Source organism: Limnobacter sp. G6BE5S (assembly GCF_058448965.1).
Genome location: NZ_JBZFLM010000008.1, coordinates 146,520 through 172,537 on the forward strand (window position 1 = coordinate 146,520; position 26,018 = coordinate 172,537).

Annotated in this window: 22 protein-coding genes; 15 read left to right on the plus strand and 7 right to left on the minus strand. The window is 52.8% G+C overall.

Annotated features, from left to right (window positions below; all coding sequences use genetic code 11):
• Window positions 1–35: 35 nt before the first annotated feature.
• Both ACVL1J_RS14825 and ACVL1J_RS14830 read left to right on the plus strand, forming a co-directional pair.
• Complete coding sequence (locus ACVL1J_RS14825; protein ID WP_341237865.1) at window positions 36–473, plus strand: TadE/TadG family type IV pilus assembly protein; 438 nt, start codon at window positions 36–38, stop codon at window positions 471–473.
• On the plus strand, window positions 466–2,094 hold the full coding sequence (locus ACVL1J_RS14830) for a Tad domain-containing protein (protein WP_491665455.1): 1,629 nt from the start codon (window positions 466–468) through the stop codon (window positions 2,092–2,094). The genes ACVL1J_RS14825 and ACVL1J_RS14830 overlap by 8 nt, the downstream gene beginning before the upstream one ends.
• A gap of 23 nt (window positions 2,095–2,117) precedes the next feature.
• Here the strand turns inward: ACVL1J_RS14830 and ACVL1J_RS14835 are convergent, their stop codons facing one another.
• The 3 genes from ACVL1J_RS14835 to ACVL1J_RS14845 all read right to left on the minus strand — a co-directional run bounded on the left by ACVL1J_RS14835 (window position 2,118) and on the right by ACVL1J_RS14845 (window position 5,676).
• Window positions 2,118–3,008, minus strand: a complete 891-nt coding sequence (locus ACVL1J_RS14835; protein WP_159568484.1) for a DMT family transporter — start codon at window positions 3,006–3,008, stop codon at window positions 2,118–2,120.
• 104 nt (window positions 3,009–3,112) lie between these two features.
• The gene (locus ACVL1J_RS14840) at window positions 3,113–5,038 is read right to left on the minus strand and encodes an alkaline phosphatase D family protein (RefSeq protein ID WP_341237863.1); all 1,926 of its coding nucleotides are present in this window, start codon (window positions 5,036–5,038) and stop codon (window positions 3,113–3,115) included.
• Between the two features lie 56 nt (window positions 5,039–5,094).
• On the minus strand, window positions 5,095–5,676 hold the full coding sequence (locus ACVL1J_RS14845) for a hypothetical protein (RefSeq protein WP_491665456.1): 582 nt from the start codon (window positions 5,674–5,676) through the stop codon (window positions 5,095–5,097).
• A 161-nt stretch (window positions 5,677–5,837) separates the two neighbouring features.
• Here ACVL1J_RS14845 and ACVL1J_RS14850 point away from each other — a divergent pair, with 161 nt between their 5' ends.
• From ACVL1J_RS14850 to ACVL1J_RS14860, 3 genes are read left to right on the plus strand one after another with little or no spacing between them, the layout of a single operon-like run.
• Complete coding sequence (locus ACVL1J_RS14850) at window positions 5,838–6,137, plus strand: iron uptake protein (RefSeq protein WP_341237861.1); 300 nt, start codon at window positions 5,838–5,840, stop codon at window positions 6,135–6,137.
• A 12-nt stretch (window positions 6,138–6,149) separates the two neighbouring features.
• Entirely contained in the window at window positions 6,150–7,868 is a 1,719-nt protein-coding gene (locus ACVL1J_RS14855; protein WP_341237860.1) for a PepSY-associated TM helix domain-containing protein, read from the plus strand.
• Window positions 7,861–8,184 carry a DUF3325 family protein gene (locus ACVL1J_RS14860; protein WP_159568488.1) on the plus strand — a complete coding sequence of 108 codons (324 nt, stop codon included), beginning with the start codon at window positions 7,861–7,863 and terminating at the stop codon, window positions 8,182–8,184. The genes ACVL1J_RS14855 and ACVL1J_RS14860 overlap by 8 nt, the downstream gene beginning before the upstream one ends.
• 47 nt (window positions 8,185–8,231) lie before the next feature.
• Here the strand turns inward: ACVL1J_RS14860 and ahpF are convergent, their stop codons facing one another.
• Together ahpF and ahpC are read right to left on the minus strand one after the other, a co-directional pair.
• Window positions 8,232–9,803, minus strand: a complete 1,572-nt coding sequence (ahpF, locus tag ACVL1J_RS14865; protein WP_341237859.1) for an alkyl hydroperoxide reductase subunit F — start codon at window positions 9,801–9,803, stop codon at window positions 8,232–8,234.
• Window positions 9,804–9,900: 97 nt separating this feature from the next.
• The gene (gene ahpC, locus ACVL1J_RS14870) at window positions 9,901–10,464 is read right to left on the minus strand and encodes an alkyl hydroperoxide reductase subunit C (protein ID WP_159568490.1); all 564 of its coding nucleotides are present in this window, start codon (window positions 10,462–10,464) and stop codon (window positions 9,901–9,903) included.
• Window positions 10,465–11,016: 552 nt separating this feature from the next.
• Here ahpC and ACVL1J_RS14875 point away from each other — a divergent pair.
• The 3 genes from ACVL1J_RS14875 (at window position 11,017) to ACVL1J_RS14885 (ending at window position 16,266) form a co-directional block, all read left to right on the plus strand.
• Entirely contained in the window at window positions 11,017–12,357 is a 1,341-nt protein-coding gene (locus ACVL1J_RS14875) for a sigma-70 family RNA polymerase sigma factor (protein ID WP_341237106.1), read from the plus strand.
• A 91-nt stretch (window positions 12,358–12,448) separates the two neighbouring features.
• The gene (locus ACVL1J_RS14880) at window positions 12,449–14,821 is read left to right on the plus strand and encodes a TonB-dependent siderophore receptor (protein ID WP_341237105.1); all 2,373 of its coding nucleotides are present in this window, start codon (window positions 12,449–12,451) and stop codon (window positions 14,819–14,821) included.
• Between the two features lie 92 nt (window positions 14,822–14,913).
• A complete protein-coding gene (locus ACVL1J_RS14885) occupies window positions 14,914–16,266 on the plus strand; it encodes a DUF4382 domain-containing protein (protein WP_341237104.1) in 1,353 nt (450 codons plus the stop codon).
• 4 nt (window positions 16,267–16,270) lie between these two features.
• Here the strand turns inward: ACVL1J_RS14885 and ACVL1J_RS14890 are convergent, their stop codons facing one another.
• Window positions 16,271–16,870, minus strand: a complete 600-nt coding sequence (locus ACVL1J_RS14890; RefSeq protein WP_341237103.1) for a TetR/AcrR family transcriptional regulator — start codon at window positions 16,868–16,870, stop codon at window positions 16,271–16,273.
• 126 nt (window positions 16,871–16,996) lie between these two features.
• Between ACVL1J_RS14890 and ACVL1J_RS14895 the strand changes: the two genes are divergently transcribed.
• The gene (locus ACVL1J_RS14895) at window positions 16,997–19,456 is read left to right on the plus strand and encodes a hypothetical protein (protein ID WP_341237102.1); all 2,460 of its coding nucleotides are present in this window, start codon (window positions 16,997–16,999) and stop codon (window positions 19,454–19,456) included.
• A 13-nt stretch (window positions 19,457–19,469) separates the two neighbouring features.
• The gene (locus ACVL1J_RS14900) at window positions 19,470–21,077 is read left to right on the plus strand and encodes a neutral/alkaline non-lysosomal ceramidase N-terminal domain-containing protein (RefSeq protein ID WP_341237101.1); all 1,608 of its coding nucleotides are present in this window, start codon (window positions 19,470–19,472) and stop codon (window positions 21,075–21,077) included.
• A gap of 12 nt (window positions 21,078–21,089) precedes the next feature.
• Here the strand turns inward: ACVL1J_RS14900 and ACVL1J_RS14905 are convergent, their stop codons facing one another.
• Complete coding sequence (locus ACVL1J_RS14905; protein WP_159568495.1) at window positions 21,090–21,374, minus strand: sll1863 family stress response protein; 285 nt, start codon at window positions 21,372–21,374, stop codon at window positions 21,090–21,092.
• A gap of 183 nt (window positions 21,375–21,557) precedes the next feature.
• Here ACVL1J_RS14905 and ACVL1J_RS14910 point away from each other — a divergent pair, with 183 nt between their 5' ends.
• From ACVL1J_RS14910 to ACVL1J_RS14930, 5 genes are all read left to right on the plus strand, one after another.
• Window positions 21,558–22,460, plus strand: coding sequence for a VTT domain-containing protein (locus tag ACVL1J_RS14910; protein ID WP_341237100.1), 903 nt, complete (start codon window positions 21,558–21,560; stop codon window positions 22,458–22,460).
• 136 nt (window positions 22,461–22,596) lie between these two features.
• On the plus strand, window positions 22,597–23,463 hold the full coding sequence (locus tag ACVL1J_RS14915) for a phosphate/phosphite/phosphonate ABC transporter substrate-binding protein (protein WP_341237099.1): 867 nt from the start codon (window positions 22,597–22,599) through the stop codon (window positions 23,461–23,463).
• Window positions 23,464–23,481: 18 nt separating this feature from the next.
• Window positions 23,482–24,363 (plus strand): phosphonate ABC transporter, permease protein PhnE, encoded by an 882-nt coding sequence (gene phnE / locus ACVL1J_RS14920; RefSeq protein WP_159568498.1) that lies wholly within the window; start codon window positions 23,482–23,484, stop codon window positions 24,361–24,363.
• Window positions 24,360–25,097, plus strand: coding sequence for a phosphonate ABC transporter ATP-binding protein (locus ACVL1J_RS14925; protein ID WP_341237098.1), 738 nt, complete (start codon window positions 24,360–24,362; stop codon window positions 25,095–25,097). The genes phnE and ACVL1J_RS14925 overlap by 4 nt, the downstream gene beginning before the upstream one ends.
• Window positions 25,098–25,100: 3 nt before the next feature.
• Window positions 25,101–26,012 (plus strand): hypothetical protein, encoded by a 912-nt coding sequence (locus ACVL1J_RS14930; protein ID WP_341237097.1) that lies wholly within the window; start codon window positions 25,101–25,103, stop codon window positions 26,010–26,012.
• Window positions 26,013–26,018 lie beyond the last annotated feature (6 nt).

A 26,018-nucleotide genomic window follows, 5' to 3' on the forward strand; every position in this document is an offset into this window, starting at 1 on the left:
TTTTGATTAACCCCTTCGACAAAGACCATTCAATCATGAAGAGCAATTCCAATCTACGTCAGCGGGGCGCGCTCATGATTGAGCTGGTGCTGACACTGCCCATTTTATTGGCCGTTGTTTTCGCGATTGTGGAGTACTCGGTGCTGTTGGGTGCCATGTTGATCATGAACAACACCACCAGTGAGGCAGCACGTCAAGCCACTGTGTATCGAAGCGGCTTCTCGGTCGGTGATTACGAGACCCTTGCACGAGATGCACTTGCAGATTTGTTGCCCGCGTATGTGGGGCCTTTTCGTGAAAGTGTTGTGCCATCTGTGAATTCTTTTGCCTGTGGCGATTCCACCTGCCTTCGAGTTCGCCTCGATTATCCCAATTACAGCCGTAACCCTTTGGTGGGCAATTCCTTCTTTATTCCTTTGCCCGAGAACTTGTCTGCCCAGTCCACAACACGTGTGGAGCCCAATGATGGTTAAGCCAAATTCACACCAATCACAACGCGGTGCCTATTCAATTTTGACCGTGTTTGTGCTCATGATGAGTGTGGGCGCCTTGGGCGTTCTTGCCGTGGGCCACACGGCTTGGGAAAAAACCCGCCTGCAGGGTGTTGCTGATCTGGTTGCTTTAACCGCTGCACGCCAAATGGCCAACGGCCCTGAGTTTGCTGAAGCACAAGCCATTGCACTGGCCAACGGCGTGAGTGAAGACGATGCGTTGACCATTGAGTGCATTATCGACAACGCACCCACCAACGATTGCGACAACTCCATCACCAGCAGGGTCCGCATTGTCCGCCCGGTTAACGGACTGTTTGTGTTTTTGCCTGACCGCGAGGTCGCTGTTCTTGCAGAGGCAACAGTGGCCCCGACAATAGTCGGTACGGTTGCGTCATCCCTGGCGTCGGTTAGCACCAGCCAGTCCGCTTTATTGAATGGCTTGTTGACTGCATTGGGTGGGGGGGCAATCAATTTGAATGTGGCCCAATGGGGCAGCCTGCTAAATAGCAATATTCGTGTTGATTTGCTGGCACTGGCCACTGAGTTGGGCGTTGGCAATGTGAATGACCTGCTCTCGCTGAACGTATCGGCGCTTGGACTACTCCAGGATTCCTTGTTGGTGGGCAATGCGACTGACGCCGAAAAAATGCCGGTTGAAGGATTGCTGAGCGCATTGAGTGGTCCATTGAACAGCGTTAATTTGTCGGTGGGCGATTTGTTGGCGCTGGACTTGTCGGGTCGAACCAACACGCCGCTGGAAGTCAATTTGGGTGAACTTATCCAAGTGACGGTGCTGAACTCAGTGCAGGGGGTGGGCTACGTTCTGCCTATTTCCTCAGGGCTTCTCAACCTGGATGTCGGAGTGAACATTCTCGAGGCACCCCAAGTGTTTGTGGGTCGAAAAATGCCCTTCAAGGACCCAATAGCAAGTGCAAAAACCGCGCAAGTTGCCTTGAGTGTTCGTATTCGACAGCCTTTGAACCTGAATTTGGCGCTGATTAGTCTCAGCGCATTGGACATGCGCTTGCAGATGCGCGTGGCGGGTGGTTTGGCTGAGGTCAATCAATTGACATGCCGGTATCCTCGGGCTGAAAACAATGTTCAGATGACCGTGGTTCCCTCCGTGGCGGATGTCTGCATTGCGCAAAGTTCTGCAAACTTGAATACCACCGTTGGCGCGCTGACTTGCGGTGCGCCAGCGAACATTCTGAACGTCACCTTCTTGGGCTTGGTGAATGCGGGGGTCACCGCTGGTGCAAGCACAAGCCTTAGGGCTGATCCCGTCAACTTGAGTTTCGACGGTGTGGCTCCTTTCCAGGAAACAGTGGATCTTGATTTGGGTCAAACCCTTGGCAATTTGTTGTCAAATACCCAACTAAACTTAGGGGTCAACCTTCCTCTTGTTGGGCCATTGATACAAGCGACTGTGGATGCATTGGTCAATACGCTACTAATTGCTTTAAGGCTAGTTTTGAGTCCGATTCTCGGTGCTGTTGGGGACATACTGGATGGATTGCTTCAAGTTCTTGGTATTGATTTGAACAATGTGGTGGTCAATGTAGATTCCATGGATTGTCAAAGCGTGGTGTTGACCCGATAAAAGAAGGTTGCCACGGGAATGCGTTAATCCACGGGCACGGCTTCGATTTTTTGCAGGCCGTACACTGCTGCCAGGCCAGTGCCTGCCAGCACCACCAGCCCCCCGATGAAAGTGTGCCAGCCCACAGTTTCGTCCAGAAACAGATTGCCCCACAACACGCCAAATACGGGTGTCAAAAACGTCACGGTCAGCGCTGATGTGGGGCCAATGTCCATCACCAACCTGAAGTACAGCAAGTAGGCCACACCACTGCAAAGAATACCCACACCCAGAATGGCAAGCCAGCTACTGACTGCCGGTATTTGTTCGGGCAGGTTGAATGGCACAAAAGGCAGCAAAATGAATGAACCCAAAAGCAAGCAGCCAAATGCATTGGTCAGGGGATCAATGTCGTTGCCCAAATACTTTGCCATGTTTGTCGCTATGCCGTAGCAGGCTGCGGCACCCAGTGCGGCAGCCACACCCAGTTCTGCGCCTTCGGTATTTAATGTGGTTGCATCAAAGCCTACGATGATTGCAACGCCCACCAGGCCCAAAACAAGCCCAAGCAAGGCCATGGGGGCAGGCACAGCGCGGGTCCACACCAGTGCCACTAGTGCGGCCCATATTGGGGCTGTGGCGTTGATAATTACCAGCACCGATGCTGTTACGGTCAATGAGGCATAAGCCACCAAGGTGAAAGGCAGGGCAGAAGCGAACACGGCAATTGCAGCAATAAGCTTCCAGCGTTTTGCGACCTGGGTTTGTTTTCGGGTAATTGCGAACAACCCCCCAAGAAACACGGCACCAAACGCAACCCGAAGCGCCGCCATGAAAGCAGGTGCCATGTCGGCCGCCGCAATTTTGTAAAATACAAATGACGAGCCCCAGATCATGGACAGCAACAACAATCGTAGCGCACTGGCTTGACTCATGGTTTTCAGCAGGTAGCGAGTGAATGCGCAAGTATGCTTAAGTATTCAATGTTCGTGAGGCGACCCGAGAGCAATTCCCGAAACAATTAAACAATTTATTACGACTAATGTGCCTCGTCTTCCATTCGTTTTCTGAAGTCGATCGAGTCGCCATCGGCCAGTAGCTGAGTAATTTTTAGCGGTGCACCGTTGGAATCAAGCGTAAGCAAGCCAACGCCGCTGCCATTGACCAGCCGTTCTCCACGGCTGCCGTGGTCAGGTTTGCGCGGCACTATCCGCATTTTGCGGCGTTTGGTGAACCAGTTCAGCGGTGACCAGGGCGCATACAGCCACCGGTTCAAACGATCGAGAATGTCGAGCAGTTTGCGCGGAAATTCGTTTCGAAATCCGCTGCTGGTAATTTGCCAAATATTGGGGCTGTTTTTCTTGCTCCGAAGCTCGACCTCGTAAGCAAATGAGTAGTGCACGTCGCCCGACAAAATTACAAAATTTTGTGGTGTTTTTCCATGCCGAAACAGGTTCAACAAGGTGCTGGCAGCACCTCGGTGGGCCATCCAGTTCTCGGCGTCGACCATGAGCGGTTTGCCAAACCAGGTGAATGCTTTCTGGATGGTTTCAATCAATTTGACCCCGAATATCGGCGCAGGTGAAACCAGCAACACTGCATCATGGCCCAGCAGCCTTTGCTGTAACTCCGACAGGGATTCCCAGTCCATCAAGCCCGAAGGGTGAGCAGGGTTGAATTCTGAGCGCCAGCGATTGGTTCGCGTGTCGACCACCATCAGTGTTGGCTCAGTGTCCCACTTGTATTGCCAACTGCGGAAGGCAATCAGTTCAGTGATCAGTTCTTCATGCGCTTCTTCGCCGGGCAATTGAAGTGCTTCGTCGCAGCGATTCATCATGTCGCCGGAAAAGTTTTCTGGTGCATTGCCCCATGCCTGGCAAACAAGATAGGCCACAAGTGCATTGCCGACGATGCGGCGTGAAAATGGTTCACTGTAGGCAGTGGCTTCCCATTCGGCACTCAGGTTCCAGTCATCAGTAATGTCATGGTCATCGAACATCATGGCCACGGGGATGTGGGCCATCAGGCGGTGTACGCAATCGAGTTCGGCGACAAATTCTTCCATGGCCTCAAGTTGCGCTTCATAGCGTTCAGCGAACTCGGTGGGCACGTCCACAGGAATGGTCATTTCTGTGTAGCGCCATGGGATGGGCGACCACACCAGCAGGTACATGGCCATGACTTCGGCCAGCGAAATAAGGTGATTGCGTGCATTGTCTGTGGTGAATACCGGTTTTTTTACACCTGTAAACAGCACTGTACGAATGTCTTTGTTGGCTTTTGTTTTGGGCAGCAACTGGTCGCGCGTGTAGTAATGCGGTTGCTCACGGTGAAGGGTGTGGCTGGTCTCCAACTGTGTGCCGGGCAGGTGTTCTGCGGGTGAATTCAATTCATCAAGCAAGCGGTGTATGGCCACCAGCATGGGGCCAGCCACATCGTCGGTGTAAATTTGATCGCCGCCCATCATCAATAGTGCCGGCCACTCGGTGGGTGTGTCAGCCAGTTCAAGCAAATGCTGGTCGGCCCGAACCAGTCCGTCGCCCGCAGATGTGCCTTCCTTGCGTGCGTAATGGGGCTTTCGACACGAGCCGTGCAAAACACTTTGAACCCGGCTGTGAATGACAAAGCCCAGCGTGCTTTTACCGGGATAAAGCAAGTGGGGGGATTCTTGGGTCAGGTTGATCCACTCACCGTCTGTGTCGTTTTTGTAGCTGAGTTCATAGCCCACCCAGCTGTCAGTGGGCAAGGGCATACTCAGGGGCAGATCGATCAAATGAACGTAGAAATGTTCTGCCACCTTCAGTTCACGGCAATGCCCGCGAATTTCATGCACTTGCGAATCGTGTTTGTCTGGAAACAGGGCAAGCCGCCATTGCACGGGCTTGGAGGTTGCCAACCACAGGGTAATTCGCTCGCTTTGCATGCGGCGCAATACAGGGCCGGCCAGAAGGGTGTTGATGCTCATACTGCGACTGGGGTGAGGTGGGGGAAAAATACACAATCCCTATCAACGTTTTACTATTAATTTGGTGGACAGCTTTCCTGCGCTTTGGCCTTGCTGCCAGCCTTTTGAATACACGCTTTCAATTGATCAAGGTTGGGCAAAGTTTTGCAGTGCGGTGTGTCGCTCAGTGCTTGTGTGCCATCAAAGCCGCAAGCGTAATAGGAGGTCACCGGGTTGACTGCTTTGTTGCTGACCTTGTTGCAGGCCGGCTTCAGGGTGTTGTTGATCCAGTCGTCGTAGCTGCGGGAATCATTTTCGAAGACCGCCTTGTCAGCATTCAGTTGGTCGGCTTGCAAATTGAAGGTGTTCACATCCTCGTTAAAACCATCCACCGCGTTCTTGTCCGGTTTGCCTGTGTTCAGATTTGTTTGCTGATTCCGCAGGGCAACACGTCGTTCGTTCAGTAGTTTTTCGCTGCCACGCAGGTCGCTGGCGCGTTGTTCAAGAGTGTTGAATCGTTTCAGGCCTTGTTGTTCAAGCTGCAGGCAGGTGCGCAATTCACTTTCGTCAACCAGGGGCGGGGTGGGGGTTTGGGCGTGTACCGTGTGGCTTGCCAACAGGATCAGCATTGCCCCGATATTGAGTTTCAGCATGGACATTGGTTTTGGCGAATCAGGTTACAACTGTTTGATGCTAGCAGATGACCCCGGCCTCGCCTTCTTGAAACCAGCAATAGGCAAATTAAATCACTTGATCAATTGATTTAATAAGTAGGAATAATTATCATTACTGTTCATTAAAAATTACGAGTGTTTTGTGAATGAACAAGGCTGGCGGCGTGAATCTTTGGGTAACTAATCGAATTTTGAGCGCACTGCTTGGCGGCTATGCATTTACCTGGGGCTTTGCTTCCTTCGGTATCGCCGGGCTGGCGGCATTGGGGGTCGATTTTCACGAGGCTGAAACCGGAATACTCATGCTGGCATTTTTGGTGTTTCTTGGCGTATTTCTGTGGGCATTTGCCTGCCGCAGTGTGGCCCGTGTATGGGCTGTGTTGGCTGGGGGTGGCGCTGTGATGACTCTGTCGGCCTGGTTGATTCAACAAACCATGTTGTCTTGAAGGGGTAGTGGGGTGTTAAGTAATTTCCGTTTGTCCATGACTTGGGTGCACACCTGGTTTGGTTTGGTGTTGGGTTTTGTGTTGATGGTCTGTTTTTTCTTCGGATCACTGTCGGTGTTCGACCGTGAAATAGACCGTTGGGCCATTCCCGAAACACGCTTTGAAGCCCAGCCCATGCCCTCGTTTGACAAGATATTGTTGCCCGCCTTGCAACAGCTTGAACCCGATGAGGTGGATTACGCCACGAACATGCCAAGGCTGCACGACCCAGCCAAAGGCGAAATGACTCCGCGCACTGAATTGCCTGTAGACGAATACTGGGCCTATGTGACCCACCGCGACCCTGTTTTGGCGGCGGGCGTGGGTTACGGTGTGCCACTGGCCAAAAACCCCGAGGATCACAATCACATTCACAAAAATGTGACGCTTGATCCGCGCACGGGTGCGGTGTTGCCAGACGACAAACTGAAAATTGGCAGCCACTGGTTTTACCCCATGCACTACAGCCTGCAGTTGAAGTGGAAAAACCTGGGCATCTGGATTGTGGGCTTGGCCGCTTTGATGATGCTTGCGGCGCTGGTCACGGGTGTCATCATGCACCGCAAGGTGTTCCGCGAGTTTTTCACTTTTCGCCCCTGGAAGCGCACGCAACGCGCCAGCCTGGATTTGCACAATCTGACTGGTGTTGTGGCCTTGCCATTTCATTTCTTTTTTGCATTCACGGGTTTGGTCATTTTCGCCAGCTTTTATTTCTTGCCCGTGACCAGCACCATGCTCGATCCGCTTCACAAACAGCATGAAATTCACGAGGCTGCCTCCACTGGGTTGCCGCATGCTGCTGCGGGTGTTCCCGGCACAATGAGCAGTGTGGATGCCATGGTGGAAGAGGCCAAGCGCCGTTGGGCAGGCCGCGACATGGCCGGGGAAGTGGGATTCTTGGTGATGCACCATGTTGGCGATGCCAACAGTTATGTGAGCATTTACCGCGCAGGCAGCGACCGGGTTGCCTTGGTGGGAGAGGGTATTCATTTTAAAACCAGCACCGGGGAAGTGCTTAGTGAAGACCCGCCACGCACGCCTGTTTCAGAGGTGAATGAATTTTTGACAGGTCTGCATTTGCAGCACTTTGAACACTGGTTTCTTCGCTGGCTGTATGTGTTGGGTGGCTTATTGGGTGCTGTGTGTATCGCAACCGGCTTTGTTTTCTTTGTTGAAAAACGCAAGACTCAGCACGCAAAAAGTGGCAGCAATGCCAGCCGAGTGGTCGACTCGCTGGCAGTAACCACCGTAACCGGTATGGTGATGGCCGCAGTGGGCATGTTGGTGATGAATCGCATTTTGCCACCAGACATGTTGGGCAAAGCCGATTGGGAAAAAGCAGCTTTCTGGACCGTTTGGGCTTTGAGCTTTCTGCACGCTTATGTTCGCAGCGCACCCGTAGCGCTCGGCTTGTTCAACCCGGCTTGGCGCGAACAGTGTTGGGGCCTTGTGGCGCTCAGTATTTCAGCCGTGGTGTTGAACTGGGCCACTACCGGAGATCACTTGTTTAAAACAATTTTCACCGACACTTATTGGCCTGTGGCTGGTGTTGATTTAAGCCTGTTGGTGTGTGCCTTCATTGGTGGCTGGGCGGCGTTGAAACTTGCGCGGCGCGAGCGTGGCATACCGGCATTGACTTCAAAAGGCGAGAAGCAGACTGAATCCAAAGCGGGCGAGGTGGCCCATGCCTGAAGCACTTTACCTAACTGCTGCCGCCTTGCTCAGCATGGTGGGTATGGCTTGGCTGGCATTGTCCATGGACGTGCATTGGGCTCAAGTGAAGCAGATTCCATTGGCCGAAAGTCGTCCACCCCGAGTGGCACTGAAGGTGTTGGGTTACACCGCTTTGTTGGTATCACTGGTTGTGTGTTTGGTGGCTGACAGGCCTTCGATTGCCGCGCTGGTGTGGATTATGTTGATGGTTGGGGCGGCTGTGGCGGTGGCCTTTGCGCTTGCCAACAGGCCTGGTGTGTTGAAAGTGGTTTGTCCACTTAACCAGAAGATATAAAAAAAGCCCGCTGATTGTTGCCAGCGGGCTTTTTTCAAGTCGCCAGTTTACTGACGAATCAAATGATCAAATGCCGCCAGGGAGGCATTGGCACCTTCGCCCATGGCGATAATGATCTGCTTGTAAGGCGCTGTGGTGCAGTCGCCTGCGGCAAACACGCCTTCCATGCTGGTGTGGCCTTTGTGGTCCACCACGATTTCACCGTGCTTGCTCAACTCCAGTGTGCCTTTCAGCCAGTCGGTGTTGGGCAGCAAACCGATTTGAACAAAAATGCCTTCCAGTTCAACCTGCTTTACTTCATCAGTGGCGCGGTCCTTGTAGCTAAGGCCGTACACCTTGCTTCCATCGCCGTTTACTTCCGTGGTCAGTGCATTCAAAATCACCCGCACATTTGGCAAGCTGTTCAGTTTTTTCTGCAGCACCGCGTCGGCTTTCAGCTTGGTGTCAAATTCAAACAAGGTGACTTCTTTCACAATGCCGGCCAAATCAATGGCGGCTTCAACACCGCTGTTGCCACCGCCAATCACCGCCACGCGCTTGCCCTTGTACAGGGGGCCATCGCAGTGGGGGCAATAGGCTACGCCTTTGTTGCGGTACTCGGCTTCACCGGGCACGTTCATTTCGCGCCAGCGTGCACCGGTGCTCAGAATGATGGTTTTGCTGGTCAGCTTGGCGCCATTCTCCAGCTCCACTTCAACCTTGCCATCCGCAAGTTTTTGCAAGGCTTTGGCGCGTTGCAAACTCATCACGTCAATGTCGTATTCTTTCACGTGTTGTTCCAGTGCAGCCACCAGTTTTGGGCCTTCTGTTTCTTTCACGGAAATGAAGTTTTCAATGCCGAGGGTATCCAATACCTGGCCACCAAATTTCTCGGTAAGCACGCCAGTTTTCACGCCTTTGCGCGCGGCGTAAATTGCAGCGGCAGCACCTGCTGGGCCACCGCCTACAATCAACACATCAAACTCGCCTTTGGCGTTCAGTTTGGCCGCGTCTTTTTCAGCAGCGCCAGTGTCCAGCTTGGCGATAATTTCTTCCAGCGTCATGCGACCTGAGCCAAAACTTTCCTTGCTGTCACCTTGGGTGCCCTGAAACACGGTGGGCACGGCCATCACCTTGCGCTGCTCCACCAGTGGCTGGAACATGCCACCATCAATCATGGTGTGGCTGAAGGCCGGGTTCAATGCAGCAATGGTGTTGAAAGCTTGAACCACGTCGGGGCAGTTGTGGCAGCTCAACGAAATCACGGTTTCAAAGTGACCACCATTGGCCGGCGCCTGCAAGCCCTTGATTTGTTCAATCACGTCTGCTTCCACCTTGGGTGGGTGTCCACCCACGTGCAGCAAGCCCAGCAGCAGCGATGTAAATTCATGGCCCATGGGCAAACCGGCGAAACGCACGCGGCCTTCTTCGCCTTGCTTGGCAATCGAGAAGGAGGGGCGCAGGTTGTAGTCGCCGTCCAGGCGCACGGAAACCTGGTTTGAACACTCTGCGATTTCTTGTACAAGCTGTTCCATATCGCGCGCTTTGTCGCTGTTGTCGAGCGAGGCCACCAATTCAATGGGGTGCCGCAGCATCTGCAGATAGGTCTTCAGTTGTTGTTTGATGTTTGCGTCGAGCATGGGGTACTCCGGGGGATGTTCTTCATGTGTTTTTGAACATGGGGCCGCTCCCTTGTGGGGAGCGGTTTACTACTACCAATTCAAAGGTGATTTGAATTTAGATCTTGCCAACCAGGTCCAGTGATGGAGTCAAAGCGGCGTCGCCTTCTTTCCACTTGGCTGGGCAAGCCTGGCCTGGGTTCTTGGCGATGTACTGGGCAGCTTGAATTTTGCGCTTCAGTTCAGATGCGTCACGGCCAATGCCCAGGTCGTGCACTTCCATGACCTTGATCACGCCCTGTGGGTCGAGTACGAATGTACCGCGCAGTGCCAAACCTTCTTCTTCAATCATCACGTCAAAGTTGCGTGTGATCTGGCCGGTGGGGTCACCGATCATTGGGAAGCGGATTTTACCGATTGTTTCTGTGGCGTCAGCCCAGGCTTTGTGGGTGTAGTGGGTGTCGGTGGACACAGAGAACACTTCCACGCCCATGGCTTTCAATTCTTCGTACTGGTCAGCCAGGTCGCCCAATTCAGTGGGGCATACGAATGTGAAGTCGGCAGGGTAGAAGAAGAAAACGGACCACTTGCCCAGCACGTCGGCTTCGGTCAGGTTGATTTCTTTGCCATTCCAGTACGCAGTGGCTTTGAACGGCTTGATTGTGGTGTTGATCAGAGACATTTGCAGTCCTCCAAAAAGTTAATGAACAGTTAGTAATTTAAATTCAAAGTGATTTTAACCAAAATTTTGTGCGATTGCAAAATATTATTGGAAAAATTCTAGAATAAATTTTCACTATCGTTCAGTGAACTTTTTATTGTTTGCTGCAAGTGATTAATGCAAAAGGGAATATGTCTGGCAGTTACATTCCATGCCACAAGCCTGAGCAATCTCTGTCCACGACTTCTCAATGTTGGCGACGACTACGGCAAAGGTGGGATCGATCTCGGAATGCTGTTTAAGCATGTTCAGGTTGTTGATGATCTTGCGTATTAACAAGTGCCTGCTTTTGCTTGCGGGGTGGTGCGGATCAAGACTTGATTGGGACCAAGCTGACATTAGAGAGAATGTGGCAGCAATAATTGCGAATGGATGGTGCGGTGCGGAAATTTTCATGGCACAGGTTTGTGACTGGTAATGGGCCGATCTTGACAGCGGTGCAAAACCTTGTCAATATAAACGAAAATAATTCTCATTAATAAAAATTTAAGCGCTGATTCAGCTTGGTTTTTCATGCACAGTGATAGTAATTCCACATTTCAGGAACACGCTCTGGATCTCGAGTTCGTTCATTGCTACGGCAAACATGTGGATTGGTTGGCGGGCTGGTTTCAACGTCGCTTAAGTTGCAATGACGTGGCCTGTGAGCTTGCCCAAGACGTCTTCGTGAAGTTGTATGAGCAGCGACAAAAGTTGCCAGCCATTCGTGAACCTAAAGCCTGGTTAGCCACAATGGCACATGGTTTGTTGGTTAACCATTACAGGCGGGCAGATCTGGAAAAAGCATATCTTGCTTCGTTGGCGGCTCATCCCTGCGAACATACACCTAGCCCAGAGCAAAAAGCCGTCTTGTTCGAAACACTGCTGGAGCTTGATCGATACTTGCGAGAATTGCCATGGAAAGTTCGCAAGGCTTTTTTGTTGGCTCAACTGGAAGGCAAAAAGCAGCAAGACATCGCGCTGGAATTGGGTGTTTCGTTGAGCATGGTCAAGAAATACATGGCCCAGGCGCAACAAAGCTGTCTGGACTTCGAGCAAGGTGCCAAACATCTTTCGAATATCAATCCAGAGCAGCGAATAGTGTCTTCCCGGGCCTTGGCAGCCATGCCGCGTTTCAGTCGCCGTGCCCTGCTTAAATCACTGGCTGTTTTGTTCGGTACCAGCGGGTTGTTTTATGGGTATCGTCGCAGCGATTATTCCGCGGACTTGCTAAGCGCCAAGGGCGAAATTCAAACTCACACCTTGCCCGATGGCAGTGAAATCACGCTTGATTCCGACACTGCGGTGGAACTTGCATTTACAACAACTCAAAAGTTGGTTGTGTTACGGCGTGGGCGAATCATGATTCGTACAGCAGGTGTCTTTGATTCACAACAACCAAAACCCGTGGTGCGAACCCGGGAAGGATATGCCCAAGCCTTGGGCACTGTATTTTCTGTTGAACAAAAATTACGCAGTACTAAAATTGAAGTGTTTGAAGACATGGTTCAATGGCAACCATTGATACAAGGCACAAGACACCTGTTGAAGGCTGGTGAGCAAGCGGAGTTTGGGTTTGATGGTCTAGTCATGCACGGCGAGCTTTCAGCAGACAGGGCAGCCTGGGTGCGTGGCCTGTATGTTGCCAATTCTGTTTCCTTGAAAACATGGGCCGCTGAAATCAGCCGTTACAGAGCCGCGCAAATTCATTGTGATGCCGCAGTGGAAAACTGGCTTGTCTCGGGTACTTTCCCGCTGAACAAGCCAGAAGTTGCCCTGGCCGCGCTACAGGACGCTTTGCCGGTCCAATTGATTCAGCGCCACAAATTGGCTGCAAGCCCTGTGTTGTTGGTGGCTCGCGATCACACCCAATAAATTGTTGTCTATCACTGTACTTTTTTGTTTTTCAATTGGCATATGGGTTGAACCTTTGTTTCAACCCATTTGGTGAATTGGAAAAATAATTATGTCTTCTTCATTTGCATTGCCCCGCAAGCTTTCTCCCGTTGTTTTGGGTTTGCACCTGGCCATGGCCGGTGTTGGTGGGGCCTCGTTTTTTGCAAGTGCCTCGGTGTTTGCCCAACAAAGCACAGTCAATATCCCGGCAGGGGTCCTTTCAGCGTCTTTGAATTTGCTGGCCCAGCAGCAAGGTGTGGTGTTGTCTTATGACCCGTCTTTAACCAATGGTCTTCGCAATTCTGCCTTGACCGGTCAGTACACCTTCGAGCAAGCGGCCACGCAATTGTTGGCGGGTACTGGTGTGGCTTTGCAGCCAACATCGACTGGCTATACCTTGGTTAAAAATTCTCCAACTGGTGCAGCAACCTTGAAGGCAGTGACCGTAACCGCCGATGGCGAACCTGTGTACGGCGCACCTGCAGCAGCCGGTTTTTCTGCAAAGAATGCAAAAATTGGTGTTCTGGGTGAACGTTCATTGCTGGAAACGCCGTTCTCTGTGAATGTCATTTCAAGCGAACAACTTGAAAGTGCCAGTGTGAACAATCTCGCCAATCTGGTGCGGCTAGACCCTTCACTGACCAGTTCGTTCTCCGCGGTGGGTTACTACGACGCGGTGTCCATTCGCGGCCTAAGCTTGAACAACTGGACCAACTATTACAAAAATGGCGTGTTGTTTGCCAACCAGGCGAAAACCCCGTTTGAAAACATTGAGCGCGTGGAAGTGATGCGCGGCTTGACGGGTTTCTTGCAAGGTTTTGCTGCACCGGGCGGCGCGATTAACTATGTGACAGAGCGCCCAACACCCACTTGGCAGCGAAAGGCGGAAGTTGTTGTGGATGAATTTGGCACCTTCATGCCTGGTATCGATGTGGGCGGTCCATTGACCGAAGATGGTCGGGTAGGTATTCGGATCAATGCCGCTGGCGGGCAAGAAAATTATTTTGTAGATGAAGTTGAAACTGATCGCGGGTTTGCCTCGGTTGCGCTTGACTGGTTGGCCACAGACAGGTTGACCATACAACTCGATGCACAGGTAGACCAGCGTGAGGGCACCACCCAACCATCGCTTGAACTCAACACCAACGGGCAGGTTCCACAGGGTGTTGACCCATCGCGTTACCTGGGGCAACCCTGGGCCACGTACGACACATTAACCCGCGAATATGCACTGGCCGCTGATTTCAGAATCAACGACAAATGGAAGGCATCGTTCAAGATCAATGATGCACACCTGTATCGTGACGACTTCAGCGCGAATATCGGAAATATTCAACCCAATGGCGATTTTGACATTGAAGAATACAAATCGCCCGGTGAAACGCGTGATTCACGCAATATGGAATTTGCAGTTCGCGGCGACGTGAACTGGGGCGCGGTGCGCCACGAACTGGCAGCCGGTTATACACAACGCAAACTGGTTGCCGCTTTTGGTGACGGCGTATTTCAGGTGGCCGGGACGTCGAATTTGTATAACCCAGTGATAATTCCCGACCCGATGACCCAGGCGCCCGACACTTATGTCGCGTTCGTGAATCGCGACAAGGGCATGTTTGTTTCTGATTTCATTACTTTTAATGACCAATGGCAGGCTTTGTTGGGCCTGCGCAGTTCAGATGTGGAGTTTTTCTCGGTTTTCAGCCCCACTGTGTACGAAGACACGGTAACCACGCCAACTATGGCCTTGATCTACAAGCCGGTGCCAAGTACATCAATTTACGCAAGTTACCTGGAAGGCCTGGAGCAGGGCGGTACCGCACCGAACACTGCGAACAACCGAAACGAGCAATTAGAACCAGTTACCGCTGAGCAAACTGAAGTCGGCATAAAAACCGAGTGGTTCAATGGCAGCTTAATCACTACAGCTGCCTTGTTTGAGACAGAAGTACCGCTGAGTTACCTGGACCAGGCCAGCAATGTATTTGGGTATTTTGGAACTCGCCGCCATCGTGGGCTTGAACTGACAGGTACTGGGGAAATTTGGGAAGGCGGGCGCATCAATGCCGGGCTTGTGGCGCTGGATGCGAAAGCATTGAATACCGGCACACCCGCCAATGATGGCAAGGTTCCGCAGGGCGTGGCGGAACGGCAGGCTACCTTGTGGCTAGACCAGGCCACCAGCGTGCAGGGTTTGACCGCACAGTTTGGTGTGCGCCACGCAGGCAAGCGCGCTTTGAACGCCAGTAATTCCGTTTTTCTTCCTTCATGGACTGTCGCCGACGTGGGCCTGCGCTACACCACAAAATTACAGGGCAAAAATGCAACAGTGGGTGTTCTGGTTCAAAACGTAACAGACAAAACTTATTTCAATGAAGGCACGTTTCGCAACATCTACTTTGGCAGCAAACGCGCTGTCAGCCTGACTGCAAGCCTGGAGTTTTAAGCCTGTATACCCTTTTTGTTGAATGCTCGTTAGAACTAGGTCGCCCGAATTTATTCAGACCTATTTTTAATCGGGCATTCAAGGAGATAGCGATGCACAAGAGAAAAACACTCATTCAATCCACATTGGCGGTTACCTGTGCGGCACTGTTCGTGGCAGCGTGTGGAGGCGGTGGCGGTGATTCTGCCGGAACAGGTACATTGCGTACCGCAATGACCGATGCACCGTCTTGTGGTTACGACAATGTCTTTGTGACCGTTGATCGCATTCGGGTGAACAACAGCGCCAACGCAGAGCCCGATGGTGCGGGCTGGTCGGAAGTGGTGCTGGAACAGCCGCGTCAAATTGATTTGCTTGATTTACAGAATGGCGTGATCGAGGAACTTGGCGAGGTCACCTTGCCTGTTGGTCGGGTGCAGCAGGTTCGTTTGGTATTGGTGGACAATGCCACTGCTGATCCTGCCGACATTGAATTTGATCCCGACGCAGACCCAAGTCGCGCACCCAACCATGTGGTATTTAGCGCTGGTGGTTTCGAAGATTTGAAAACACCGAGTGGCCAGCAAAGCGGTGTGAAGATCAATGTGGGTATTGATGTGGCCGAGGGGCAGGTGGCCGATTTGCTGATTGATTTTGATGCATGTCAGTCGGTGGTAGAGGCCGGTGGCTCAGGCAACTTTTTGCTGAAACCGGTGCTCACAGCGATTCCCCGTTTGTCGTCGGGCGTGCGTGGTTCTGTGGCCGATGCCCTGGTGCCCGAGGGTGTGAGTGTTTCTCTTCAGCAAGATGGTGAAGTGGTTCGTGCCACTGCGCCAATCGAGTCAACAGACCTTGATGAGAACGGCAACTTCATTCTGGCGCAGGTTACGCCCGGCACCTATGATTTGGTGTTCACAGCGCCTGGTTTCGTCACCAAAGTGGTCACCGATGTGGTGGTACCCGAAGGCGAATTGGTGAATCTGGATCCAGATTCAACTACCGCGGTTGACGAGAATGAAATTGTGTTGCTGCCAGCAACTGTTGAAGGTGATGCGGTTGGTACAGTGACCAATACCGACGATATGAAGCCCGCCACTTTTGTGGACATTACGCAAACCTTGTCTGTGGGTGCCACAGTGCTGATCAATTCGGCTCAGCTGTCGTATGAAACGTTTGATTCGGCTGGCGTGGTGACCGGCATGGGAGACACGGCTGGCTACTCATTCACCTTGCCGGTGGATGCGCCTGAGGTAGCGCCGTACACATCAACTGGCACGTTCAACTTCACCATCGACACCGCAGTGGAAGGGGATTACATGGTCATGGCCATTGCCGAGCCCGTGGATTTAACACCGGTGGTACAAACTGCAGCAGCCAGTTTTGATCCCGGATTTGTGGGCACCGTAGATGCGCCTCGTGAAGTCATCACCAATGACTTCGATTTCTCAAGCGCACCAGCACCTTGATTATTCAACCCTGGTGTTGAGCCAGCCCCGCCCAAAGCAGATTAAACATGGTGTTGATCACCGTGGCTTTGGGCACCAGGGGCTGCGTTAACCACCACTTCGCCAGTTGTTCACCCGCGCCCGACAAGGCGTGGGCTGTGGCTACAATTTCTTCGTCAGACACCACACCTTTCAGATCACTCAGCAACGTTGCAATGCGATTGACTGTGTCAAAACGCAGTTGACTGGCTGCAACCGAGGCGGGTCCTGCCACTGCGGCACCACTGTCGTAGAGAAAACGAAACGCATCGCGCTCGCATTCAACAAAGGCAAAATAGCCCTCGATACCTCCACGCAAGCGACCTTGTAAACCTTCGCCTTTCAAGGCGTGATCAACAATGTAAGCATTGAGCACGTCGCGGGCTTTTTTCAGGCATGCCAGGTACACGCCGTCTTTGTTGCCAAACAGTTTGTACACCACTGGCCGGGTCACACCTGCAGCCTTGGCAATGTCTTCCATGGCCGTGCCTTGGTAGCCGCTTTCCACAAACATCCGTTGCGCAACATCGAGCAATTGACGCTCTCGATCCTCAGGTTTCATGCGGGTTTGCGCTTGTTTTAACATGTTTAACTCGTTGAATTTACAGTGGAAAAACTACACTAGACATATTACAACTTCTTAAATTAATCTTTGGTTACAGTAATGTAACTTAAGGGTCGAACACAAGACCCCACGCTAAAAGAGAGAGACATGAGGACGACAAACTGGGGTGGGGCCATTGTATTGGCTTGGGCTGTGCTATTGGGCGGGTGCATGGGTGATTCTGGTTCGCCCCAAACCGACAGCCCCACAATGACCAATCCCAACGAGGAAGAATCTGATACGCCTGTGGATTCAGACAATCCTGGTGATTCGGACGATGATGGCGAGGGTGACGGGAGTAACAGTGGTGGGGGTTCGCCACCCCTGTTTCCCAAAGACCCGGTTGTTCGAACCGAGCCAGCAGGAACAGGTGCAGCACCAGCGGGTGCCGAGCGTTGTGATCCACTGGACCCAGCTTATTGCCTGTTCCCGTTTCCAAACAATTACTTCACGACAGCCGACACCCAAACTGACACCAAAATGCGGGTGAATTTGAATGTGTTGGCCATGCCTAAAAATATTGTGGGCAAACCAATTGACCCCACAGACTGGAACCGCAACGACGGATTTTCTCCAGGACAGCCCATCTTGGCGCGCGTGCCTGGTCTGGATTTACAAAAAACGGGTGCTGTACCCATTACCCATATCGAAGCAAGTTTGCAGCGCAATCAGCCGATCGTATTGATCGACACGCTGACTTTGAAAAAGCAGCTGATTTGGGCCGAGCTCGATGCCAACATTACGCAAGGGCAATTGAATTTGCCCAGTGCTGAGCCCGGCCCCGCCTTGCTTATTCGGGTCGCGAAAAACCTGGAACCGGGTCGCCGTTACATTGTGGCCCTGCGCAACCTGAAAAACAGTGCGGGCGACAACATCGAGCCCGGTTCAGTGTTCAAAGCCTATCGAGATGGTTTGCCCTTGGCCAACGCGGCACAAAATGCGCGCAAGCCGCTGATGGAAAATATATTCAGTGTGTTGAGCATGGCCGGGGTTGAACGGGACAATCTTTACCTGGCCTGGGATTTCACAGTGGCCTCGGGTCGCAATCTCACGGAGCGCTTAATTCATGCGCGCGATGTATCCATTGAAGCCACTGCACAACAATCGCCCAACTTCACCATTGATGCCGTTATTGAAAATCCTGAAAACGGATCCGCCAGTGAAATTACCGCCCGTCGAATTCGGGGGCATATTGATGTGCCGTGTTTTCTCACCAGCCCCAATTGTTTGTCGGGCGGCACTTACAACTACCCACTGGTGCCCACGGGCAGCCCGGCCACCGCATTGCCCCAACGCAACCCGTTGACACCGAATGCCAGCGTGCCTTTCATTTGTTCAATCGCCCGCAAGAATCTGGATACCGGCGAGCCAGCGCGTGCCTCGTTGTACGGCCATGGTTTGTTGGGCTCGCGCGATGAAGGCAACACCTATGATTTGAATGTGCGGGCCATGGCCGAACGCCACAACTTTTTGTTCTGCATGGTGGACTGGGCAGGCTTGGCCACGGGCAACCAGCCTGACGACCCGGATGACAACCGCAAGTACGATCCATTCTGGGATGCAGCTGGTGGTGACCTGGCCAGCACTGTAGCGATGTTGGCCGATTTTAGTGGTTTTAACCGTTTAACCGATCGCCTGCAGCAAGGGTTCCTGAACTTCACAATGCTTGGGCGTGCCATGATTTCCGTGAATGGTTTTTGCACGCATCCTGCTTTTCAGAAAGACGGCAAATGCCTGATTGACCGCAGCGAACTTTTTTACGATGGCAATTCGCAAGGCGGCATCAACGGTGGACCCGTCACTGCCATTTCACCGGATATTCAAGCCGCGACACTGGGTGTGCCGGGCATGGCGTATTCCACCTTGTTGCAGCGGTCTGTTGATTTTGCACCGTATGCCCCGGCTTTTTACGAGGCTTATCCGGCCTCGCTGGATCAACAATTCATTCTTTCGCTGATTCAAATGCTGTGGGACCGGGGCGAGAACAATGGTTACGCCTGGAGTTTGGTGCCAGGCCGGGAGTTGCCCGGAACCCGCCCGAACAAGCGCGTGTTGCTGATCCCGGCGTTTGCAGATCATCAGGTGTACATGAACACTGCCGAGGTCATGGCACGCACCATTGAAGCGCCCTTGCAATGCCCGGCGGTGGTGGGTGGGCCTTCCGCCCAGCGCGGGCCAGCGGTGCTCAAGCAAGTGCACCCCGCAGTGCGTGCTGAACAGGAGCAGTTCCCGAATGTGTCGTTTGGTCGCAGGCACCCCGATGATCATCCTTATTTTGGTTTGCCCTGCATCAAAAAGTATCCCCATGTGGGCAATGCCCTCACCGTGTGGGACAGCGGCCCCATGACCAACGCCGATGGCTCGGCCAACCCCAATGGCAGTGCGCCCCCACCACTGGACAACCGGCCAATGGCCAGTGGTTACGGTGCCGATCCGCACGGGCATCCGAGAAATGAACAAAAAAACATGGACATGAAGGCTGCTTTCCTGAAAAAGCAGGGTGCATTGATTGATGTGTGCAACGGCATGCCTTGCAGCTCTCGCGGGTTCAACCCGTCATTGAAATAGTGGGGATGTGGCAATGAAAATAATTCAATGGAATGTGATGGGGCTCTGCCTGCTGTTGTCAGCGTGTTTGGGTTCGAACAACGACCCGGTGACCGCATCGAGAACCGACACCAATGAAAATTCCTCGCCGGTCATTGTGGACCCGCCGCCTGGCAATGGCGGGGGTAACGGCGGCAGCAATGGCGGTGGCGGTAATCCCAATTTACTCGACACTTCCCAGTTTCGTGCCGCATCGGCCAAGCGCAACATTGACCCAACACCCGCACAAATTCAGGGTGTGGTCACCAGCAGCACGCCCATTGTTGGCAAGCTGCAGCAATTCAATCTGGGTGGTTATGGTGGTTTTGAGTTCAATGGCCCTGAAGATTTTGTGAATTTTGACATTGGTGGTCCACCTGCCAACGGCATCGGTGATGGCACCTTCGTACGCGTGTTTGTGCTTGAAGGGCAGACCGAACCAGCCAACCGTGTGGTGTTTGTCACCATCGACGCCATTGGCGCGGGCAATGTGATTCAAAACAAATTGAAAGCAGCGGTTGCGCAAGCTGCAAATGTGCCGCCCAACAATGTGTTGTTTGCCCAAACGCATTCGCATTCCGGTGCCGATTTGCAAGGGCTTTGGGGCGGTGTGCCGGCAAGCTGGTTGAGTTGCGAGCAGGCGGATCCGGCACAAGCCTGCGACCCGGCCTTGAAAGGTGGCCTGTATCAATTGGCTGCAGAAGCAGCTGCCGAGGCAGTGGCCAATTTGAAACCTGCTTACCTTGATTTTGCGCAAACAGTGCTCGAAGGTGAGGCCCGATTGAACAACTTCAGGCGCTGCGATCCCGATGACTCAAGAACGCCTGACCCCACGCTGACCCTGCTGCAAGCCCGCACGGCACGTGGTGATGTGTTGGGGTCGGTGTTGAACTACTCGGCACACCCCACTGTCTTGAATTCCAGCAACCGCTTGGTTCACACCGACTGGGTGGGCGGTGCCTTGCGCACACTGGAGCGCAATTTCAATTCCACTGTGCTGTATTACAACGGAGCAATTGCCGATTCCTCACCGCGTGCGCCAGCGGCGAATGACCCTTATGAGAAAGCCAATGCCATGGGGGTGGCTGTGGCACAGGCGGCCATGAATACCTTGCCGACGCGCAAGAAGGTGGAGGGTGGTTTGTTGGTGAACCACGCCACAGCCTTTTTGCCGGTGACCAATCCTTTGTTTGTGGGGGCCGGTGGCTTGCGCAGTTTCAATGGTTATTACAACTTCACGCCGCTGGGCGAACAGTTGGCCGCCAACATTCCTGGTTATGAAAATCTTCCACAAGCGGCCTTGTACGCTGAAACACCTGTCAGCAGAATTCAGCTGGGGCAGGGCAAAGGCAAAGTGCTGGAACTTGTAACGATTCCCGGCGAGGGCTCCAAAGGCATGGCAGATTCCATTCGCGCACGAAGCAGCAACCCGATGATGTTAATGGGCCTGACCCACAATTCGCTGGGTTATATCCTGACGGAAAACGAGTTTGGAAATGGCCTTTTTGAATGCCAGTCTTTCTACGAGGAAACGGTGTCGCTGGGGCCTTTTACAACCCCAGCGTTGAACTTGCAGGCTTACGATCCGCTGTTTGAGCGGTAAGCCCCAAGATATTTAGAACTTGGACTTGGCCTTGTCAAAGGCCTCTTTGATGTTGTCCCAGGCGCTGTTTGCTCCGTCCTTCAAACTTTCGAAGGCTTCAGCGCTGGCACCTTTCAATTCTTCAAGTTTCGAACGACCTTGGGCCAGTTTGGCTTCCAGTGCGTCGATTGATTCATTCAACTCTTGCTTGGCATCAGCTGACTTACCGTCGGCCTTGGCCTTGAGTTTGTCCAGGTCTGCTTTCCATTCGTCCAACTGGGCATTCAGTTTTGCCTTGTAGTGTTCGAGGTCTGCCATGGTGTGTACTCCTTCATGTTTAAAACTGGAAGTATCAGGGTAACAACACTTTGTGACTGAAAGTACGCTCATTCGAAGAGCGCTTACTCTAATCATGAATCGCGGCTGTTGAAATTGCTTATGATGTTGCTATCTATAGTGGGCGGCTCAACAACCGCAATGCAGTGAAGGGCTGTATCTTCCATGTCTTTGTTCGAAACCACTGAAGTATTGGTTTTTTTCAACGTGCTGTTGCAGCAGTTGGGTGCCCCTGTGCCTGCAGTTCCCACGATGATTCTGTCGGCCAGTTTGTCGGGGCAGTGGTCAGGTGTCTTTTTGCTGGCCGTGGTTGCAACTTCAGCATCGCTGATTGCCGATTGGGTGTGGTACCTCGCAGGCCGTTATTACGGTTACCGGGTCTTGGCGGTGCTGTGCAAATTGTCGATCAATCCTGAATCGTGTGTCAGTCAAACAGAATCCCGTTTCCGCGTGTGGGGCCCTTGGTCACTGGTGGTGGCCAAATTTATTCCTGGTTTTTCGACTGTGGCACCACCCATTGCCGGTGCCGTGAAAATGTCCATACTCAGCTTTACCTTGGCCTCAGCGCTGGGCGCATTTTTGTGGGCCATGGCGGCCTTGCTCGCTGGCTGGTTGTTTCAGGATCAGGTCAACGCGATATTCGCAGCACTCCAGGACAATCTGTTTATTGTAGGTGTGGTTGCGGCGCTGATTTGCAGCTTTTGGTTGATGTGGAAGCTGGCTCGAAGGGACGCTTTTCAATCTCGCCTGAAAATGCCGAAAGTGCCTGCTGCGGAAGTTTTGGCCTGGGTCAAAGCCGGGCAATCCAACCTGCGTTTAATCGACCTTCGCCCAGCCATTGTTCAAGAAGCAGAGCCCATGGCAGGTTGGTTGCCCGCCAATGCAGAAAGTGCAATTGCTGCAGCACGTGCATGGCCCAAGACAGATTTGATTGTGACCATGTGTGCCTGCCCTGACGATGTCAGCGCAGCACATGTGGCTGGGCTGTTGCGCAAGCAAGGCTACAAGCGAGCCAAGGCCATGCAGGGCGGATACGAGGCTTGGCTGGCCAGCAAGCAATCGAATTAAGCGTTTGGGCTCCACAGCCGCAATAATCGCCGCCGAATTCAATTCAAATTCCTGTAACCTTTGTGGCTTGCTTAGCGTAATAAGCCTTGTAACTTTCGATTTATTCCAACTATCCATTTCATTACGGAACCTGACCATGCGTTTATTGACCAAAGCCCTGCTCGGCGCTTTCAGCTTTGCCCTTGTTTCAACCCCCGTTATTGCCCAAGAGGTTATTCAATTTGGCGTGGGTCTGTATCAACCCGACAAAGACAAAAACGACGCAACTTACACACCATTGGCCCAATACCTGGAAAAGAAGTTGGGCAAACCCGTGAAATTGCGCACCGTGAGCAGCTGGGAAGGGTTGGCGAAATCATTGGCCAACGGTGAAACCGACATTGCGCTAATGGGCCCATGGGGCTATGTGCTGGCCAACAACGAAGCCAAGGCACAGGCTGTGGCCACTATTGAATATGAAGGCAAGCCAGAATACTTTGGCATCATGATCACGAATCCGAAAAGTGGCATTAAAAGTGTGGCTGATTTGAAAGGCAAAACATTTGCGTTCGGCGACAAAGGTTCTACATCGGGTTACCTGATTCCCTTCCATTACTTTCAAAAGCAGGGCATTAATCCTGACACCTATTTCTCGAAAGTGATCAACACCAGCCACCAGGCCATTCAAACCCAGGTCACCCAGGGTGCGATTGATGCAGGTGCCGATTACAACCGCAACCGCGATGCCATGATTGCCGACGGTCTGATCAAGGCCGAAGATTCAAAAATCATCTGGACTTCCGACCCCTTGCCCAACGATGCATTTGCCGTGAGCAGCAAGTTGTTCGAGGACAAAGCTTTTGTGGCCAAGTTGCAAGAGGCTTTGGTGGGCATTGGTGCCGAGCTGAAAAACCAGCCCAACCTGCTGCCCCCGCGCTACACAGGATTTGCGAAAAAAGACAACAGCTATTACAAGCCCATTCGTGATGCAGGCTTGGCCACCGGCCGCCTGCAGCCCAAATAAGGGAAGCGCTTTCACACCATGAATTGGATGCAGTTCAAGCTTCACTTGCGAGGCCGGCTCGGTTTTTTTGGGCTGGTTTTTTTGTATGCGCTCATTGTTTTTGCCTGCGTGTACAGCTTGGCCACGGCGGGTGATTTGACCATGGGCCGAAACCCAGTGGCCAATTTCATCAAAACTGCCACCGAGTTTGCCCGCCCCAGTTTTGTGGATGTGTGGCTGGGTGACCCCGCCTATGAATACACAAGCGACGATGGCACCGTGCTGCGCACCGAGAACCGGCAAGAAGTTGAACAACGGTGGTTGGTGCAATTGGGCTTTGCCACCTGGACTACCTTCAAAATTGCCACGCTGGGCTCTTTGTTGGGCGCTATTTTAGCCTTGCCTTTTGGTGTGCTCAGCGCAAAGAACATCAAGGCCCCCCGTTTGCTCACTGCATTGTCACGGCTGGTGCTGGACACGTCCCGATCCATTCACACTTTGGTATTCGGTTTGGTGTTGGTGGGCATTGTTGGCCTTGGCCCCACGGCGGGTATTTTGGCAATTGCCTTTCACAGCTTGGGTACTTACGGCAAATTGTTTGCCGAATCCATTGAAACGCTGGATATGGCTTCCATTGAAGCGGTGAAGGGTGTGGGTGCAAGCCCTTCTCAAACCTTTTTCTGGTCGGTGTGGCCCAGTGTGTTGCCGCAATGGGTCAGCAGCCACCTGTACCTGTGGGAATACAATATTCGCGATTCCACCATTCTGGGCATCATCGGTGCCGGTGGTTTGGGCCTGTTGATTTCCGAAGCGGTGTCGCTGTTTCAATGGGGCAGGCTTTCTACCATCCTGATCGTGGTGGTGCTCATGGTGACTGCATTTGATGCCATCAGCCGCAGAATTCGGACGGCCTTGCTATGAGCAGCAACATCATTGAAATTCAGGGCCTTGAAATGGTGATTGCCGGGCGGCGCATTCTGAAAGTGGACTCACTTCAAATTGCGCATGGCGAGAAGGTGGCCATTCTTGGACGCAATGGTGCAGGAAAATCCACTTTGCTGCGTTGTTTGAACGGATTCGTGAAGCCCACAGCCGGTCAAATTGTTGTCAATCAACGTGCTGTGTATCCGTTCAAGCGCGAGCGCGATTTGCGTGCAGTGCGAGCCGAAGTGGGGCAAGTACTGCAAGGCTTGCATTTGGTCACCCGTTTGAGCGCGATGGAAAACGTGCTGGTGGGTGGTTTGGCCCGCATGCCACGGTTGCGCAGTTGGGCACGTATTTTCACCACCGAGGAAACACAGCGCGCGCAAGCGGCATTGAAGGCTGTGGGTATGGCACATTTGGCAGACAAGCGGGCCGACAAACTTTCCGGTGGCGAGCGCCAAAAGGTGGCCATTGCCCGCATGCTGATGCAGCAGCCACAATTGGTATTGGCCGATGAACCCACTGCTGCGCTGGACCCCACGGCTGCCGATGAAGTGTGTGAATTGCTGGTGAAAGCGAGTGAGAATGCCACTTTGATTACCGTGGTACACAATGTGAGCTTGGTGCCATTGTTGAGTCACCGGGTAATTGGCCTGAAGGCCGGTGAGGTGGTTCTCGATTGCGCCAGCCATGAGTTGACGCAAGAACAATTGAACAGTTTGTACGAGTAAAAGATGAACGACAGTGCCGGGCGCAGTTGCCCCATTCGATACCAATACGGTGCTGCAAAAATTGCGCAAGCCCCCTTGATTGCCTGCGATGTCTTGTACGTGGTGGGTGGTGTGTATGGCAATGCGCACGCGCTGGACACCATTGAGCAACTGGCCGCACATGAGACCGGTGAAGTTCGCATTTGTTTCAACGGTGACTTCAACTGGTTCAACAAATCGCCTGAAGACTTTGTTCACATCAACCAGCGCGTGTTGAAACACGATTGCATTCTGGGCAATGTAGAAGCCGAGTTGGGCGAGCCTTTGGACGTGGCCGATTGCGGCTGTGCTTACCCTGAGAATGTGGATCAAGGTGTGGTGGATCGATCCAATTTTATTCACACCGAATTAAAACGGGTTGCGCAACAGCAGCCCGACTTGCTGCATGCCTTGTTGCAAAAACCGTTCTTTGCCCGTTATGCCGTGGGTGGGTTGCAGGTGGCCGTGGTGCACGGCGATGGCGATTCATTGGCAGGCTGGCACTTTGATCCCGTGCATTTGAAACGCGCAGAGGGAGCAGGGTGGCGCGCAGGCCTGTTTGAAAAAGCGCAGGTGGATGTGTTCACCAGTAGCCACACTTGCAGTGCAGCTTTTCACATTGAGCCCTTGAAAAACGGGCAAACGGGTTTGATTAGTAACAACGGCGCGGCGGGCATGCCCAGCGCTGGAATGGACGGCCTGTTTACCCGCATTTCGGCCCAGCCTTTTTTAAACAGGGCACTTGTATTTCAGTCAATTCAGCTGCATGGCATGCACATTGAACAGATCCGTGTGCAGTTCAACCAGGCGGCCTGGCAGCAGCACTTTCTAAGCCAATGGCCAGAAGGCACTGCTGCGCACACCTCTTATTTCACGCGAATCAGCGAGGGCGTTTAAACGGCA